The 14,700-nt window shown below is 71.7% G+C and carries 15 protein-coding genes; 5 read left to right on the forward strand and 10 right to left on the reverse strand.

All coding sequences use genetic code 11. From position 1 onward, the window contains the following. Positions 1–330, reverse strand: a 330-nt coding sequence (locus tag ACWDN5_RS42255) for an aldo/keto reductase (protein ID WP_449680223.1), incomplete at its 3' end; no start/stop codon positions are given. A 5-nt stretch (positions 331–335) separates the two neighbouring features. Next, positions 336–674, reverse strand: coding sequence for an L-rhamnose mutarotase (locus tag ACWDN5_RS42260; RefSeq protein ID WP_310974547.1), 339 nt, complete (start codon positions 672–674; stop codon positions 336–338). A gap of 80 nt (positions 675–754) precedes the next feature. On the opposite strand from ACWDN5_RS42260, the gene ACWDN5_RS42265 reads away from it, so the two are divergent. Then, entirely contained in the window at positions 755–1,477 is a 723-nt protein-coding gene (locus ACWDN5_RS42265) for a FadR/GntR family transcriptional regulator (protein WP_310974548.1), read from the forward strand. Positions 1,478–1,520: 43 nt separating this feature from the next. Here ACWDN5_RS42265 and ACWDN5_RS42270 read toward each other — a convergent pair whose 3' ends face one another. The 6 genes from ACWDN5_RS42270 to ACWDN5_RS42295 are packed head-to-tail and all read right to left on the reverse strand — an operon-like array spanning position 1,521 to position 8,026. Beyond that, positions 1,521–2,534, reverse strand: a complete 1,014-nt coding sequence (locus tag ACWDN5_RS42270; protein WP_310974549.1) for an ABC transporter permease — start codon at positions 2,532–2,534, stop codon at positions 1,521–1,523. Further along, positions 2,531–4,054 (reverse strand): sugar ABC transporter ATP-binding protein, encoded by a 1,524-nt coding sequence (locus ACWDN5_RS42275; protein ID WP_449680224.1) that lies wholly within the window; start codon positions 4,052–4,054, stop codon positions 2,531–2,533. The genes ACWDN5_RS42270 and ACWDN5_RS42275 overlap by 4 nt, the downstream gene beginning before the upstream one ends. Next, positions 4,051–5,091, reverse strand: coding sequence for a sugar ABC transporter substrate-binding protein (locus ACWDN5_RS42280; RefSeq protein WP_449680225.1), 1,041 nt, complete (start codon positions 5,089–5,091; stop codon positions 4,051–4,053). Before ACWDN5_RS42280 ends, ACWDN5_RS42275 begins: the two co-directional genes overlap by 4 nt. A gap of 37 nt (positions 5,092–5,128) precedes the next feature. Then, on the reverse strand, positions 5,129–5,875 hold the full coding sequence (locus tag ACWDN5_RS42285) for an SDR family NAD(P)-dependent oxidoreductase (protein WP_449680226.1): 747 nt from the start codon (positions 5,873–5,875) through the stop codon (positions 5,129–5,131). After that, positions 5,868–7,172: an enolase C-terminal domain-like protein gene (locus tag ACWDN5_RS42290; RefSeq protein ID WP_449680227.1), complete on the reverse strand. Its 1,305-nt coding sequence runs from the start codon at positions 7,170–7,172 to the stop codon at positions 5,868–5,870. Before ACWDN5_RS42290 ends, ACWDN5_RS42285 begins: the two co-directional genes overlap by 8 nt. A 2-nt stretch (positions 7,173–7,174) precedes the next feature. Then, entirely contained in the window at positions 7,175–8,026 is an 852-nt protein-coding gene (locus ACWDN5_RS42295) for a fumarylacetoacetate hydrolase family protein (protein WP_449680228.1), read from the reverse strand. A gap of 208 nt (positions 8,027–8,234) precedes the next feature. Between ACWDN5_RS42295 and ACWDN5_RS42300 the strand changes: the two genes are divergently transcribed. After that, a complete protein-coding gene (locus ACWDN5_RS42300) occupies positions 8,235–9,440 on the forward strand; it encodes a multidrug effflux MFS transporter (protein WP_449680229.1) in 1,206 nt (401 codons plus the stop codon). On the opposite strand, the gene ACWDN5_RS42305 is transcribed toward ACWDN5_RS42300, so the two are convergent. Further along, complete coding sequence (locus ACWDN5_RS42305; RefSeq protein WP_449680230.1) at positions 9,430–9,684, reverse strand: hypothetical protein; 255 nt, start codon at positions 9,682–9,684, stop codon at positions 9,430–9,432. The genes ACWDN5_RS42300 and ACWDN5_RS42305 overlap by 11 nt on opposite strands. A 54-nt stretch (positions 9,685–9,738) precedes the next feature. Between ACWDN5_RS42305 and ACWDN5_RS42310 the strand changes: the two genes are divergently transcribed. Then, positions 9,739–10,458 (forward strand): MerR family transcriptional regulator, encoded by a 720-nt coding sequence (locus tag ACWDN5_RS42310; protein WP_449680231.1) that lies wholly within the window; start codon positions 9,739–9,741, stop codon positions 10,456–10,458. A 176-nt stretch (positions 10,459–10,634) separates the two neighbouring features. Here ACWDN5_RS42310 and ACWDN5_RS42315 read toward each other — a convergent pair whose 3' ends face one another. Next, positions 10,635–11,858 carry an NAD(P)/FAD-dependent oxidoreductase gene (locus tag ACWDN5_RS42315; RefSeq protein ID WP_449680232.1) on the reverse strand — a complete coding sequence of 408 codons (1,224 nt, stop codon included), beginning with the start codon at positions 11,856–11,858 and terminating at the stop codon, positions 10,635–10,637. Between the two features lie 204 nt (positions 11,859–12,062). On the opposite strand from ACWDN5_RS42315, the gene ACWDN5_RS42320 reads away from it, so the two are divergent. Together ACWDN5_RS42320 and ACWDN5_RS42325 are read left to right on the forward strand one after the other, a co-directional pair. Continuing rightward, a complete protein-coding gene (locus ACWDN5_RS42320; RefSeq protein ID WP_013223722.1) occupies positions 12,063–12,263 on the forward strand; it encodes a hypothetical protein in 201 nt (66 codons plus the stop codon). Between the two features lie 59 nt (positions 12,264–12,322). Then, entirely contained in the window at positions 12,323–14,302 is a 1,980-nt protein-coding gene (locus tag ACWDN5_RS42325; RefSeq protein ID WP_449680233.1) for an SDR family oxidoreductase, read from the forward strand. The last annotated feature ends 398 nt before the right edge of the window (positions 14,303–14,700 follow it).

Raw genomic sequence — 14,700 nt, forward strand, 5'->3', positions numbered from 1 at the left:
GCCGTCGCGGCTGAAGTCCCACCGGCGCTTGTACGCGGCCGGGACGGCGAAGCCCTGGTCGTCGCGGGCGCCGGCGCCGCCGGGGTTGGGCTCCAGCACCCGGCCGACCTTCGTCGAGAGCACGTACTCGTCCCGCGGGTACGCCCCCAGGGCCGCACCGAGCCGGGTCTCCGACAGGCCGAGGCCGTAGTGCGGCGCGGTGTCGAAGTAGCGGATGCCCTCCTCCCACGCGCGCCGGACGGTCGCGGCCGCCGTCTCGTCGCTGATCGCGTGGTAGAGGTTGCCCAGCTGCGCGCAACCGAGCCCCAGCGGGGACAGGGAGAGTTCCAACGCCGTCACTCCTTCACCGGCAGTTCCCAGACCAGCCCGAGGCCGGTGTCGCCGCCGGAGTAGTCGTCCTCGACGGCCAGCAGCCCGGCCATCCTGGCCTGCCACGGCACGTTCGCGGGGTGGTCCCGCAGCGCCGCGCGCATCGCTTCGTAGTCGTCGACTTCGAGGACGTGGAACAGGTCGAGTCCGTTACGCCAGATCCGCCAGGAGCGGACCCCGGCTTCGCGCAGCGCGGTGTCCAGTTCCGGCGGGATGACCGCGTGGACGGACTCGTACTCGGCCTCTTTGCCGGGCTTGAGCCGGGTGTGCAGAGCCACTCGTTGTGGTGTGCCCTGGTGGGTCATCGCCCCTCCTTCGCCGGGACATGGCACGCTGGGGAGTAACACCGAAACATCCGAGGTCTGTTGCAGGGAGGGCGGACGCGATGCCCGTCACCGATGTCGCGATCGACAAGATCAAGGACATGATCATCTCCGGCGAGCTGGCGCCGGGCGACCGGCTGCCGAAGGAGGCCGAGCTGGCCCAGCGGCTCGGGCTCTCGCGCAGCTCCCTGCGGGAGGCCGTCAAGGCGTTGTGCCTGATCCGGGTCCTCGACGTCCGCCAGGGTGACGGCACGTACGTCACCAGCCTCGAGCCGAACCTGCTGCTCGACGCCATGACGTTCGTGGTCGACTTCCACCGCGACGACACCGTGCTCGACTTCCTGGCCGTGCGCCGGATCCTCGAGCCCGCCGCGACCGCGCTGGCCGCCCTGCACATGAGCGACGCCGACATCGCGGAGCTGGGCACGCTGCTCGGCGAGCTGGAGGACTCGCCGACGGTCGAGGCGCTGGTCGCCAACGACCTGCAGTTCCACCGCAAGATCGCCGACGGCTCGGGCAACCCGGTGCTGTGCTCGCTGCTCGACAGCCTGTCCGGGCCGACCGCCCGCGCCCGGATCTGGCGCGGGCTCACCCAGGAGGGTGCGGTCGCGAAGACCCGCGAGCAGCACACGGCGATCTACGAGGCCATCGCCGCGCGCGAGCCGGAACTGGCCCGCTCGTGGGCGACCGTGCACGTCGCGGGCGTGGAGCAGTGGCTGCGCAACGCCCTGGGCACCGCGGACGACCCGACGGCCGACGCCGAGCCGGCCGCGGAAGCCTCGTAGCACACCTACCTCCGGTACACGTCGGATCTTCACACGGCGGGTGTCAGGTTTGGGGCTTTCCGCCCGCGTACCGGGCGATGATCAGCGCGACCAGGATGATGGCGCCGTAGATCGCCCCCTGCCACTCGGCCGTGACGTGCGCGTAGTTGAGCAGGCTCGACACCGACGACAGCAGCAGGACGCCGGTGAGGGCGCCGACCAGGGTGCCCTTGCCGCCGTCGAGCGAGACGCCGCCGATCACCGCCGCCGCGAACACCTGCAGGATCATCCCGGAGCCCTGGTTCGCGCCCAGCGCGCCGACGTACCCCGTGTACGCGAGCCCGCCGATCGCCGCGAGGATCCCGGCGACGACGAACACCGCCCACGCGATCCGGTCGACGCGGACCCCGGCCGCGCGTGCGGCTTCGCGGTTGCCGCCGATCGCGTACAGCGCGCGGCCGACGCGGTGGTAGCGCAGCACCCAGCCGGCGACCGCGAACAGCAGCGCCGCCAGCCACACCGACATCGGCAGCCCGGCGAACGTCGTCGTCGCCAGGTTCGTGAACGAGTCCGGCAGGTTGAACAGCGTCTTGCCCTTGGTCGACCCGACCTGGACCCCGCGCAGCACGGTCAGCATGGCCAGGGTGACGATGAAGGCGTTCAGCTTCAGCTTCACGATCAGGAAGCCGTTGACGAACCCGACCAGCGCGCCGCACAGCGGGATGATCAGCAGTCCGATCGCGGCGGGCAGCTCGACGCCGAAGCCGGCCGACGCCGCCGGGATCACCACCATCGCACCCAGCGCGGGCGCCAGGCCCATGGTCGATTCCAGGGACAGGTCGAACTTGCCGGTGATCAGCACCAGCGACTCGCCGAGCACGACCAGCGACAGCGCGGCCGATGCGGTCAGGATGCTGACGATGTTGCTCCAGCCGACGAACGTGTCGTCGACCAGGCCGCCGATGAGGAACACGACGACCAGGGCGGGCAGGAGCGCGAGTTCGCGCAGCCAGACGGCCTTCCGGCGCCGGGGTGGCGCGGGCAGCTGCGTCTGCGGGGAGGTCATCACGTCGGTCACGAAAGCTCGACTCCTTCGATGTCGGCCACGAGGTCGCCGTCGGACCACCCGGCCTGGTGTTCGGCGACCACGGCCCCGGCGCGCAGCACCAGGACCCGGTCGCTGAGGCGCAGGTCGTCGAGCTCGTCGCTGACGATCAGCACCGCCTTGCCCTCGGCGCGCACCCGGTCGACGACCGCGAGCAGCGCCTCCTTCGACTTCACGTCCACCCCCGCGGTCGGGTTGATCAGCACGACCACCCGCGGCTCGCTCAGCAACGCCCGCGCCAGCACGACCTTCTGCTGGTTGCCGCCGGAGAGGTCCGACACCGGCTGGTCGGCGCCCGCGGCCACGATGTCGTAGTCCTTCAGCGCCTGCGACGCTTTCGCGTACCGCGTGGCGGGAGACGCGATCCCGCCGCGGCCCAGCTTGTCCAGAATGGACATCGTGGCGTTGTCGGCGATCGAGTGTTCCAGGACCAGGCCTTCGTGGTGCCGGTCGCGTGGCACGCACCCGATCCCGGCCCGCAACGCCGCCGGGATGTCCCCGGGCCGCAGCGGCGAGCCGTCGACGCGGATGGTGCCCGCGGACGGCGTCCGGAGGCCGTAGACCGTCTCGGCGACCTGATGCTTGCCGCTGGCGTTGCTGCCCGCGAGCCCGACGACTTCGCCGCGGCGGAGCCGGAACGAGACGTCCCGGAAGCCGTCGCCGGAGAGGCCGTCGACGGCGAGGATCTCGGACGCGCCCGCGTCGAGAGCCTCGCGCGAAGCGGCATCCCGCACCGACAGGCCGCCGGGCTCGCCGGTCATCGCGTCGACCAGTTCCGCGCGGCCCACCTCGGCGACCGGGGCGGTGAGGACGTGCTTCGCGTCGCGCAGCACGGTCACCGCCTGGCAGACCTCGTACACCTCGTGCAGGTGGTGCGAGATGAACAGGAACGTCACCCCGCCCGCCTGCATCTGGCGCATCCGCTCGAAGAGCCGCTCGATGGCCTGGCTGTCGAGCTGCGCGGTCGGCTCGTCGAGGACGATGAACCGGGCGCCGTAGGACAGCGCGCGGGCGATCTCGACGAACTGCCGGTCCTCGACCGAGAGGTCCCCGGCCGGGGTGTCGACGTCGACGTGCACGTCCCACGATTCCAGGAGGTCGTGCGCCTTGCGCCGCAACGACTTCCAGCCGATCGAGAACCCGCCGCCCGCCTGCCGGTTGAGGAACAGGTTCTCGGCGACGGTGAGCTGCGGGACGACCATCGCGTGCTGGTACACGCAGGCGACGCGCGCCTTCCAGTCGTCCTGTTTGGACAGTGGCGGGGCCGGCTCGCCGCCGAACTCGACGTGCCCGGTGTCCGTGGCGGACAGGCCGGTGAGGATGGAGACGAGCGTCGACTTGCCGGCCCCGTTGCGCCCGACGAGCGCGTGCGACTCGCCGGGGTGCACGGTGAGGCTGACGTCGTGGAGCGCGACGGTGGGGCCGTAGCGCTTGCCGACACCTACGGCGCTGACCACTCCGGCGGCGGGTTCGCCGGCGGGCAGCGCGGTCACAGGTTGTTCCCCCAGAGGGCCTTGTCGTCCACGTTGTCCTTGGTGATGACGGGCGCGGGCAGCTGGTCCTCGAGGATGCCGGGGCTGATCTCCACGATCGTGCTGCCGTGGTCGGTCGGCCCGGCCTTGAACGTCTCGCCCGCCATGGCCTTCTTCAGCCAGTACAGGCCGTACTTCGCGTAGGCGTCGGCCGGCTGGGAGACCGTGGCGTCCAGCTCGCCGGCGCGGATCGCGGCCAGCTCCTGCGGAATCCCGTCGTTGGAGACGAGCACGACGTGCTTCGGGTCCCCGACCGGGAAGAACAGGTTCTTGCGCTTGAGCGCCTGCTCGGTCGGGGCCAGGTAGACGCCGCCGGCCTGCATGTAGACGCCCTTGATGTCCGGGTTCGCGGTCAGCATGCTGTCCAGGCCGGAGGACGCCTTGTCGGCCTTCCACTCGGCCGGGATCTCCAGCACCTGGATGCCGGGGTACTTGGACTTCATGCAGTCGCGGAAGGCCTCCGAGCGGTCGCGGCCGTTGACCGAGGCGAGGTCGCCCATGATCTGCACGACCTTGCCGGACTTGACCTTCTCGCCGATCGCTTCGCAGGCCTTGGTGCCGTAGGCCTTGTTGTCGGCCCGCACCACCATGGCGACCTTGCCGCTCTCGGGCGCGACGTCGACCGCGACCACCGGGACGCCCTTGTTCTCGGCCTGCTTGAGCCCGGCGACGATGGCCGCCGAGTCCAGCGGCGTCACGACCAGGCCTTTGACGCCCTGATTGAGGAAGGTGCCGATGTCGGTGATCAGCTTCGCGGGATCGCTGTCGGCGTTGACCGTCGGGAGGACGTCGACGCCCTCTTCCTTGGCCATCTTGGGCACGTAGTTGTTGTAGGCCTGCCAGAACGGCGAGGTCAGCAGCGGCAGCGTCGCGCCGACCTTGCCGCCGGCGCCGCCCCCGGCCGCGGGTGCCGCCGCGTTGTCCTTGGTGGACCCACAGGCGGCCAGGACCAGGCCGCAGGCGGCGACGGCGGCCACCTTGATCACCTTCGTGCGCACAGCATCCTCCTTGATGACGGCGGGGAATCAAGTCGTTCTAGTCGTGGTTCACGGGGCCGCGAGGACGCAGGCCGTACATGCCGCCGTCGACCGCGAGGGCGGTGCCGGTGGTCGAAGCGGAACGGGGGCTCGCCAGGTAGGCGATCGCGTTCGCGACCTCGTCCGCGGTCACCAGCCGGCCCATCGGCTGGCGGGCCGCGAGGGCCGCGCGTTCGGCCGCCGGGTCGTCGGCGGCGTCCAGGAGCCGGCCCACCCACGGGGTGTCCGCCGTGCCCGGGCACACGCAGTTGACGCGGATCCCATCGGGCAGGTGGTCGGTCGCCATGGCCAGGGTCAGCGAGAGCACCGCGCCCTTGCTGGCCGAGTAGAGCGCGCGGTTGGGCAAGCCCGCCCAGGCCGCGATGGAGCAGGTGTTGACGATCGCCGCGGACGGCGAGTTCTTCAGGTGCGGCAGCGCGGCCCGGGCGAGCCGGACCATGCCGACGACGTTGACGTCGAACACGCGGTGCCATTCGTCGTCGTCGTTGCCCGTGACGTCCCCCTGCGCGCCGATGCCCGCGTTGTTGACGAGGATGTCGAGGCGCCCGAAGCGCTCCACGACGGCGTCGATGGCCGAGCGGACTTCATCGTCGGAAGAGACGTCGCAGCGGATGCCGTCGTCGCCCGGTTTCAGGTCGAGGATCGCCACCCGCGCGCCGCGTTCGGCCAGTAGGTCCGCCGCCGCCTTGCCGATGCCCGAGGCGCCTCCGGTGACGGCGGCCACCAGGCCCTCGAATTCAGTCACTTGCGGTCTCCGTCCACTCGGGACCGTCCGGGAACCGGAACCGGCGCAGCGTGGCGTCGTGCATGCGCGCGGAGAACCCGGGGGCGGTCGGGGCGAGGTAGCGGCCGCGCTCGACGACGGCCGGGTCGGTGAAGTGCTCGTGCAGGTGGTCGACCCACTCGATCGAGCGGTCGGCGTCGGTGCCGGACACGGCCACGAAGTCGAACATCGAGAGGTGCCGGACGAGCTCGCAGAGCCCGACGCCGCCGGCGTGCGGGCACACCGGGACGCCGAACTTGGCGGCCAGCAGCAGGATCGCCAGGTTCTCGTTGAAGCCGCCGACGCGGGCGGCGTCCAGCTGGAGCACCGAAATCGCGTCCGCCTGCAGCAGCTGCTTGAAGATCACCCGGTTCTGGACGTGCTCGCCGGTGGCGATCTTGATCGGCGCGAGGGCCTTCGCGATGGCCGCGTGGCCGAGGACGTCGTCCGGGGAGGTCGGTTCCTCGATCCAGTACGGGTCGTAGGGCGCGAGCGCGGTCATCCAGGTGACCGCGGCCGAGACGTCCCAGCGCTGGTTGGCGTCGACGGCGATCCGGACGTCCTGGCCGACGGTCTCCCGCGCCAGCTTCATCCGGCGGACGTCGTCCTCGAGGTTGCCGCCGACCTTCAGCTTGATCATCTCGAAACCGTCGGCGACGGCCTGCTCGGCGAGCCGCACGAGCTTCGCGTCCGCGTACCCGAGCCAGCCGGGGGACGTGCTGTAGGCGCGGTAGCCGTGGGCTTCGAGCTGCTCGGTCCGCTCCGCCCGGCCCGGTTCCGCGCGCCGCAGGATGTCCAGGGCTTCGGCTTCGGTGAGCGCGTCGGACAGGTACCGGAAGTCGACCAGCGACACGAGTTCTTCGGGCGTCATCCGGGCGGCGAACCGCCACACCGGCAGGCCGGCGCGGCGGGCGGCGAGGTCCCAGGCGGCGTTGACCACCGCCCCGACGGCCATGTGCGCGACGCCCTTTTCCGGCCCCAGCCAGCGGAACTGCGAGTCGCCGACGAGCGTGCGGGACAGGTCGCCGAGCGCGGCCGCGTCCTCCGGGACGTCCCGGCCGACGACGTGCGGGGCGAGCGCGCGGATCGCGGCGGCCTGGACGTCGTTGCCGCGGCCGATGGTGAACGCGAGCCCGTAGCCGTCCGGGCCGCCGTCGGCGTGCAGCACGACGTAGGCGGCGGAGTAGTCCGGGTCGGGGTTCATCGCGTCCGAGCCGTCGAGCTCCTTCGACGTCGGGAACCGGACGTCGAGGACCTCCATGCCGATGATCTTCGCCATGGTCAGGCCTGCCTCGCCGTCTGGCGCTGCCGCCCGAGCCCGTCGATCTCGAGCTCGATGACGTCGCCGTCGCGCAGGTACGGCTTCGGGTCGGGCTGCCCGAGCGCGACGCCTTCCGGGGTGCCGGTGTTGATCAGGTCGCCGGGCCGCAGCACCATCACCTGGCTCAGGTGGTGGACGATCTCGGCGACGGTGAAGATCATGTCCTTGGTCGAGGAGTCCTGCTTCTTCTCGCCGTTGACCCACAGCCGCAGGCCGAGGTCCTGGGGGTCGGGCACCTCGCCCGCGGGGATCAGCGCCGGGCCGAGCGGGTTGAAGTTCTCGCAGGACTTGCCCTTGTCCCACTGGCCGGCGCGGAACTGCAGCTCGCGCTCGGAGACGTCGTTCGAGACGACGTAGCCGGCGACGTACTCCAGGGCTTCCTCGACGCTTTCGAGGTAGCGGGCGGTCTTGCCGATGACGACGCCGAGCTCGACCTCCCAGTCGGTGCTGACCGAGCCGCGCGGGATGAGGACGTCGTCGGCCGGGCCGACCACGACGTCCGGCGCCTTCATGAAGACCACCGGCTCGGTGGGCGGGGTCGCGCCGGTTTCCTCGGCGTGGCGGCGGTAGTTCATGCCGATGCAGACGACCTTGCCGGGCTGGGCGATCGGCGGGCCGACGCGCAGGCCGGTTCCGGACGCTTCCGGCAGCTCTCCGGCGGCGAGCGCGGCGGCGGTGCGCGCGATCCCGTCCGCGGCGAGGAAGCCGCCGTCGATGTCGGCGGTGAGGCCGCCCAGTTCGTAGGTCGTGCCGTCGTCGGCCCGCACGAACGGACGCTCACTTCCCGGCTCCCCGAGACGCACAAGCTGCACGGATGTTTCCCTTCACCCACACCGACCAGACATCCGATGTATATCGCAGTCGTGACCGCCGATCCAGAGCCATCGCCGAAATCGGGAGCAAAATTGATCGGATCAGTGTCGGGGCCGGGTCACGCGACCACGGAGTGTCACGGGTCACAGCCGGAATAGCCCCGCGGCTGTTCCCGCTGGTCCCCGGTGAGGGAGCGAAAGGACGGGCATGACCACCACGGCGGAACGTACCGCGCCGAGCCGGCGGGCGCAGCTGAAGTTCGTCCTCGTCCTGGGCGGTCTCACCGCCTTCGGGCCCTTGTCGATCGACATGTACCTGCCCGCGCTGCCGCGGATGGCGGCCGACCTGCACGCGGCGGACAGCACGGTCCAGCTGACGCTGAGCGCGTTCATCGTGGGGCTGGCGCTGGGCCAGCTGGTGCTCGGGCCGCTGTCGGACGCGCTGGGCCGCCGTGGCCCGCTGCTCGCAGGGCTCGTGCTGTACGTCGTGGGCTCGGTGTTGTGCGCGGTGAGCCCGGACGCGCTTCTGCTGGTCGCGGCGCGGCTCGTGCAGTCCCTCGGCGCGGCGGCGGGCATCGTGATCGCGCGCGCGACCGTGCGGGACCTGTTCTCCGGGACCGCCATGACGAAGTTCTTCTCGACGTTGATGCTGGTCAGCGGCCTGGCCCCGATCCTGGCGCCGTTGATCGGCGGCCAGCTGCTGAACTGGACGTCGTGGCGCGGGGTGTTCGTCGTGCTGACGGCGTTCGGCGCGCTGCTGCTGGCCGTGGTGGTGTTCTTCCTGCCGGAGCCGTCGGCGGTGCGGTCTCCGCTGCGGCTCGGCCAGGTGATGCGCACCTACGGGCGGCTGGCGCTGGACCGGTCCTTCGCCGGGTACGCGCTGGCGTCGGGGCTGCTGTTCGCGTCGATGTTCGCCTACATCTCCGGGTCGTCGTTCGCGCTCCAGGGCGTGTACGGGTTGAGCCCGCAGGCGTACAGCGTGGTCTTCGGGGCGAACGGCGTCGGGATCGTGCTGGCGGGGCAGCTCAACGGCCGCCTGGTGGGGCGGGTCCGCGAGCGGGCGCTGCTGCTTTCCGGGCTGCTGCTCGGGGTATTCGGCGGGGCTTTCGTGCTGGCTTCGGTGCTCTTGAAGGCGCCGCTGGCGCTCCTGCTGGTGTCGCTGTTCCTGCTCGTGTCGAGCATCGGCCTGGTGATGCCGAACGCGAGTTCGCTGGCGCTGGCGTCGCACGCGCGCTCGGCGGGGGCGGCGTCGGCGTTGCTGGGGGTGCTGCAGTTCGTGGTGGGTGCGGTGGCGACGCCGCTGGTCGGCCTGGGCGGCCCGGGGACGGCGGTGCCGATGGCCGCGACCATGGCGGGGTTCGCGGCGCTGGCGCTGGTGGCCTACCTGACGCTGGCCCGCCCGGCTACCGCCTGAGGAGCCGTTCCAGCTCGTCGGCGGCCGGTTCGTGGCCGGCGTCGGCGATCCGCTGCAGCTCGAGGAGGTCCTTCGCGGCGACTGCGCGGCGGGTGAGCAGTTCCCCGGCCCGGTCGCAGCCCTCGTCCAGCAGCTCGCTCAGCTCCTCGACGTCGCCGCGCGCGTCGGCAAGGTCGGCGAGCCGGTCCAGTGCGGTTTCGTTGCCCTCGTCGGCCAGCGCGCGCAGGGTCTCGTGATCGGTCATGGGGCCAGTCTGCGACCTTGCCCCCGGGGCAAGGTCAAGTGCGAGGATGGCCGGGTGCTCACCATCGGACAGCTCGCCGGGTACGTCGGCGTGACGGCCAAGGCGATCCGCGTCTACCACGCGAAAGGCCTGCTCCCCGAGCCGGACCGCGACAGTTCCGGCTACCGCCGCTACCGCGCCGCGGACGCGGTCGAGCTGATCAAGATCCGCACCCTCGCCGAGGCCGGCGTCCCGTTGGCCCGGATCCGCGAACTCCGCGCGGGCGACGGGCTCGCATCGGCGCTGCGGCAGATCGACGACGACCTGGCCGCGCGGATCGAGGCCCTGCAGGCCACCCGGGCGCGGCTGCGGCGCCTGGCATCCGGCCGGTTGTCCCCGCTGCCGGACGAGGTGGTGGCCTACCTCGGCCGGCTGCCGGGCCTCGGGTTCAGCGAGCGCTGGGTGACGCTGCAGAGCGACCTCTGGCTGCTGGTGTTCGCCACCCACCCGGAGACGGCGCGCACGAACTTCCGCGACCAGTCGTCGATGCTTGAGGACCCGGCGCTGCTCGCCGTGGTCCTCGAGTACGACCGGGTGCACGATGTCGATCCGCACGATCCGCGCGTGGATGCGTTGGCTTCGACGCTTGTCGCGGCAACTCGTGCCCGTTATGGCGACGAGCTGCCTGCGTACGACCCGGGGTCCGCGATTCCGGCGCTGGTGCAGGGTGCGGTGAACGCGTCGTCGCCCGCGTGGGGGCGGCTCGACGCGCTGTTGCGCGAGCGGCTCGGGTGAGCCGGCGTTCCCCGCCACCCCGAAGCCTGATTGTGACTACGGCCGTCAGCACCGCGTCAAGGCGGGAAAGCGTGCCTTGACCCGGTGCCGCCGGCCGTGTTCTGGCTTCGGATCGGGGTTGCGGAGGGTCTGGGTGTTGTCCTGCGGTTTGCTCTCTGCCGCGGCCAGCTTCGGCGCTACGCCAGTGAGGCCAGGTCCGCCGTCTTGAGCTGGTCCGCCGTCACCTTCTGGCGGCCGTCCACCAATGCTCCCAGGGCGTCTCCGTCGTCCCACATGTTCACGTTCATCGCCGCCGCCACTTCGCCGTCGCGCAGCCAGAATGCCGTGAACTCACGGGAGGCCAGGTCGCCGCGGATCACCAGCTCGTCCGCGGCCGGGTCCGCCAGGCCTCGGTACTCGCAGCCCAGGTCGTACTGGTCGGTGAAGAAGTACGGCGAGGCCAGGAACGGCTCGTTCTCGCCCAGCAGGTTCTGCGCCACGTGCGTGCCCTGGTCCTTCGCGTTCGCCCAGTGCTCGACGCGGACCCTGCGGCCGAACCGCGGGTGGAAGTGGGCCGCGATGTCGCCCACCGCGTAGACGTCCGGGGCCGCCGTGCGGAGGCCTGCGTCCACCGCCACGCCGCCGTCGTCCGCGAGCTCCAGGCCCGCCGCGTGGGCCAGCTCCACCCTCGGCACCGCGCCCACCGCGATCAGGACCACGTCCGCCGTCAGCTCTTCGCCGTTGCCGAGGCGCACGCCGCGGACGCCGTCCGGGCCGCCCGTGATCTCCGCGACCTGCTCGCCCAGGCGGTAGTGCACGCCGTTGGCGACGTGCAGGTCCCGGAACACCCCGCCGACCGTCTCGCCGACCACGTTCGCCAGCGGCACCGGCACCGGGTCGACGACCGTCACCTCCGCGTTGTGCGTGCGGGCCGCCGCGGCCGCCTCGGAGCCGATCCAGCCGGCGCCGACGATCACCACGCGCTCGGCCGCGGCGAACGCCGACCGCAGCTTGAGCGAGTCGTCGAGGGTGCGCAGCGTGTACAGCCCGGGCAGGTCGCCGCCGGGGACCGGCAGCTGCCGCGGCTTGGAGCCGGTCGCCAGGACCAGCCGGTCGTAGCGGTGCTCGCCGCCCCCATCGTCGAGGACCAGGCGGGCGCCCAGCTCGACGCGGGTCGCCGTGACGCCGGCGCTGAAGCGGATGTCCTTCTCCGCGTAGAACTTCTCTTCGTGCACCCAGTCGGGTTCGTCGGCGTTGCCCAGCAGGACGCCCTTCGACAGCGGCGGCAGCTCGTACGGGCGGTGCGGATCCGAGCCCAGCAACAGTATTTCGCCGCTGTAACCGCGTTCGCGCACCGCAGCCGCCGCGGAGGCCCCACCCAGGCCCGCACCGACGATGACGATCTTCCGCGGTTCCGACATCCAGACCTCCGTAAGACGGCTCCCGGACCGGACGCTACTCGCGAACCGGCCGCACCACGAGCCGTGGCTACGCCGAAAATCCGGAAAGCGCAAGACAAAACCCGCGAGTAGGCAGATCGGGTGAACGCGCGTCATAGCGGCGCCGGGGGCCGCTCCCACCCTCGCACGGAGCACGACCACGACAAGGAAGCGAGGGCGGCGACCATGAGTCGGGGCGAGTGGTCGATCGGCTGCCGGGATCTGGCCGGCCGGCGCCGGGATGTGACGGTGTTCGTCAGCAACGACAAGGTGGTGCTGGTCGCACCGCCGGGCGAGGCGGCGGTGCTCGGGCCGCTCGACGTCGGACGGCTGCGAGCCGCCCTGCGGGACGCCGTCGTCGCGACGGCCGATGAGGAAGAAAGCTGACAACTACCGTTCCTACTTTTCAGTAGGTTAGAGTCGGGCCCGACGAGAAGGGACCGGCCATGACGACCTACTTCGTGACGGGCGCGACGGGCTTCATCGGGAAACGCCTGGTCGCCCGGCTGCTGCGGCGGCCGGAGACGTCCGCGGTGTACGCGCTGGTGCGGGAGACCTCCCGCGAGCGCCTGGCCACCTGCGCGCGGGACTGGCCGGACGCGGACAAGCTGCACCCGGTGCTCGGCGACCTCGCCGAACTCCGGCTCGGCGCCGATCCCGCCGAACTCCCCCACCTCGACCACGTCGTCCACCTCGGCGCGATCTACGACCTCACCGCCGACGAGGAGGCCAACCGCCGCGCCAACGTCGAGGGCACCCGCCACCTGCTGGCCTTCGCGGCCGCCGCGCGGGCCGGGCTGGTGCACCACGTGTCGTCGATCGCCGTGGCCGGGGACCACGCCGGGCGGTTCACCGAAGCCGACTTCGACCTCGGCCAGCGCTTCGGCTCGCCGTACCACGCGACGAAGTTCCAGGCCGAGAAGCTCGTCCGCGAGCAGCCGCTGCCCTTCCGCGTCTACCGGCCGTCGGCCGTCGTCGGCGATTCGCGCACCGGCGAGATGGACAAGGTCGACGGGCCCTACTACTTCCTGCCGGCGATCTCGCGGCTGGCGGCCCTGCCCGGACGTCTCCCGCTGGCCGCCCCCGATCTGGGCGCGACGAACCTGGTGCCGGTCGACTACGTCGTCGACGCGATGGACCACCTGATGCACCGGGACGCGCCCTCGGGGACGACCTACCACCTCGCCGCCGCGCGCCCGCAGCCGCTCAACTCCGTCTACAACGCCTTCGCGCGCGCCGCGGGCGGCCCGAAGATCCGGGCCGTGCTGCCGGCAAAGCCGTCCGGGGCCGTCCGGCGGGCCGGCACCCGCCTGGCGCACGCGGCCGCGGCCGGGATCGACCGCATCCCCGGCGGCCGCGGCGCCCGCGCGGCCGTCCTGGAGGAGCTCGGCATCCCGCTGGCCGTGCTGCCGCACCTGACCATGGACGTCGTCTTCGACACCGCGCGCACCACGACGGCGTTGTTCGGCAGCGGCATCGAACTCCCCGAGCTGCGGGACTACGCGGCGCCGCTCTACCGGTACTGGCAGGACCACCTGGACCCCGACCGCGCGCGCCGCACCCACGGCCTGGCCGGGCGGACGGTGCTGATCACCGGCGCCTCGTCCGGCATCGGCCGGGCGTCCGCGCTCGCCGTGGCCCGCAAGGGCGCGAAGGTGATCCTCGTGGCCCGCCGCGCGTCGGAGCTCGAAGAAGTACGGGCGGAGATCCTCGCGGCCGGCGGTACCGCCGCGGCGTACCCGTGCGACCTCACCGACGGCGACGCCATCGACGCGCTGGTCAAGGACGTGCTCGCCGACCACGGCGCGGTGGACGTGCTGGTGAACAACGCCGGCCGGTCGATCCGGCGCTCGGTCGCGCTGTCCACGCAGCGGTTCCACGACTTCGAGCGCACGATGGCGATCAACTACTTCGGGCCGGTGCGGCTGATCCTCGGCTTCCTGCCGTCGATGGCGCAGCGCCGGTTCGGCCACGTCGTCAACGTGACGACCCAGGGCCTGCAGACCGACACCCCGCGCTTCTCGGCCTACCTGGCGTCGAAGGCGGCCCTGGAGGAGTTCGGGCTGACGGCCGGGCGCGAGACGCTCTCGGACGGCGTCACGTTCACGTCGGTGCGGATGCCGCTGGTGCGGACGCCGATGATCGCCCCGACCGGCTACCGCGGAATCCCGTCCAGCAGCCCGGAACGCGCCGCGGCGCTGGTGGTGAAGGCGTGCGAGGAGCGGCCGGAGATCCTCAGCCTCCCCGAAGGCCGCGCCGCCGAACTGGCGACGCTCGCCGCGCCGAAGCTCGCCCGGTTCGCCGCGCACCTGGCCTACCGCGCGATGCCGGAGTCCGCGCCCGAGGCGCGCGGCCTGCCCCGCCGGTCCGCGCCGGCGTCGGTCGCGGCGGCGGTGACCCGCCTGATCTGGCGCCGTCGTGCCTGATTTCCGCGAATTCCGCCGAAACGGTGGCACGCACCCGACGGTACTTCTACCCTCGCGCGAGTCCCGTACACCCGTACGGGCTTCGACTGGGGAGTTCGGAATGCCGGAATTCAGCGTATTCGATTGCAGCACTACGACCGACAAGACGGCCGTGATCGGCACCGCGCGGCGCACCCTCGGGTGACACCGGCCGGGGCCGGGCGCGTGCCCGGCCCCGGTTTCCGGGCCTGGTTTCCAGGCCCGCGCGGGCAGTTTCCGCCGCACCAGATGCCGCGAATGACTCATTCGCGGCGTCGGAGGTCCCGAATGAAGCTTCTATGTCAAGTTGTGGTTTGTAGTCGGTGGTGGTCGTTGAGCAGGGCTCGGTAGATGGTGTTGGTGAGGTGGCGTTTGAGTGC

Source organism: Amycolatopsis sp. NPDC003731, from assembly GCF_053586895.1.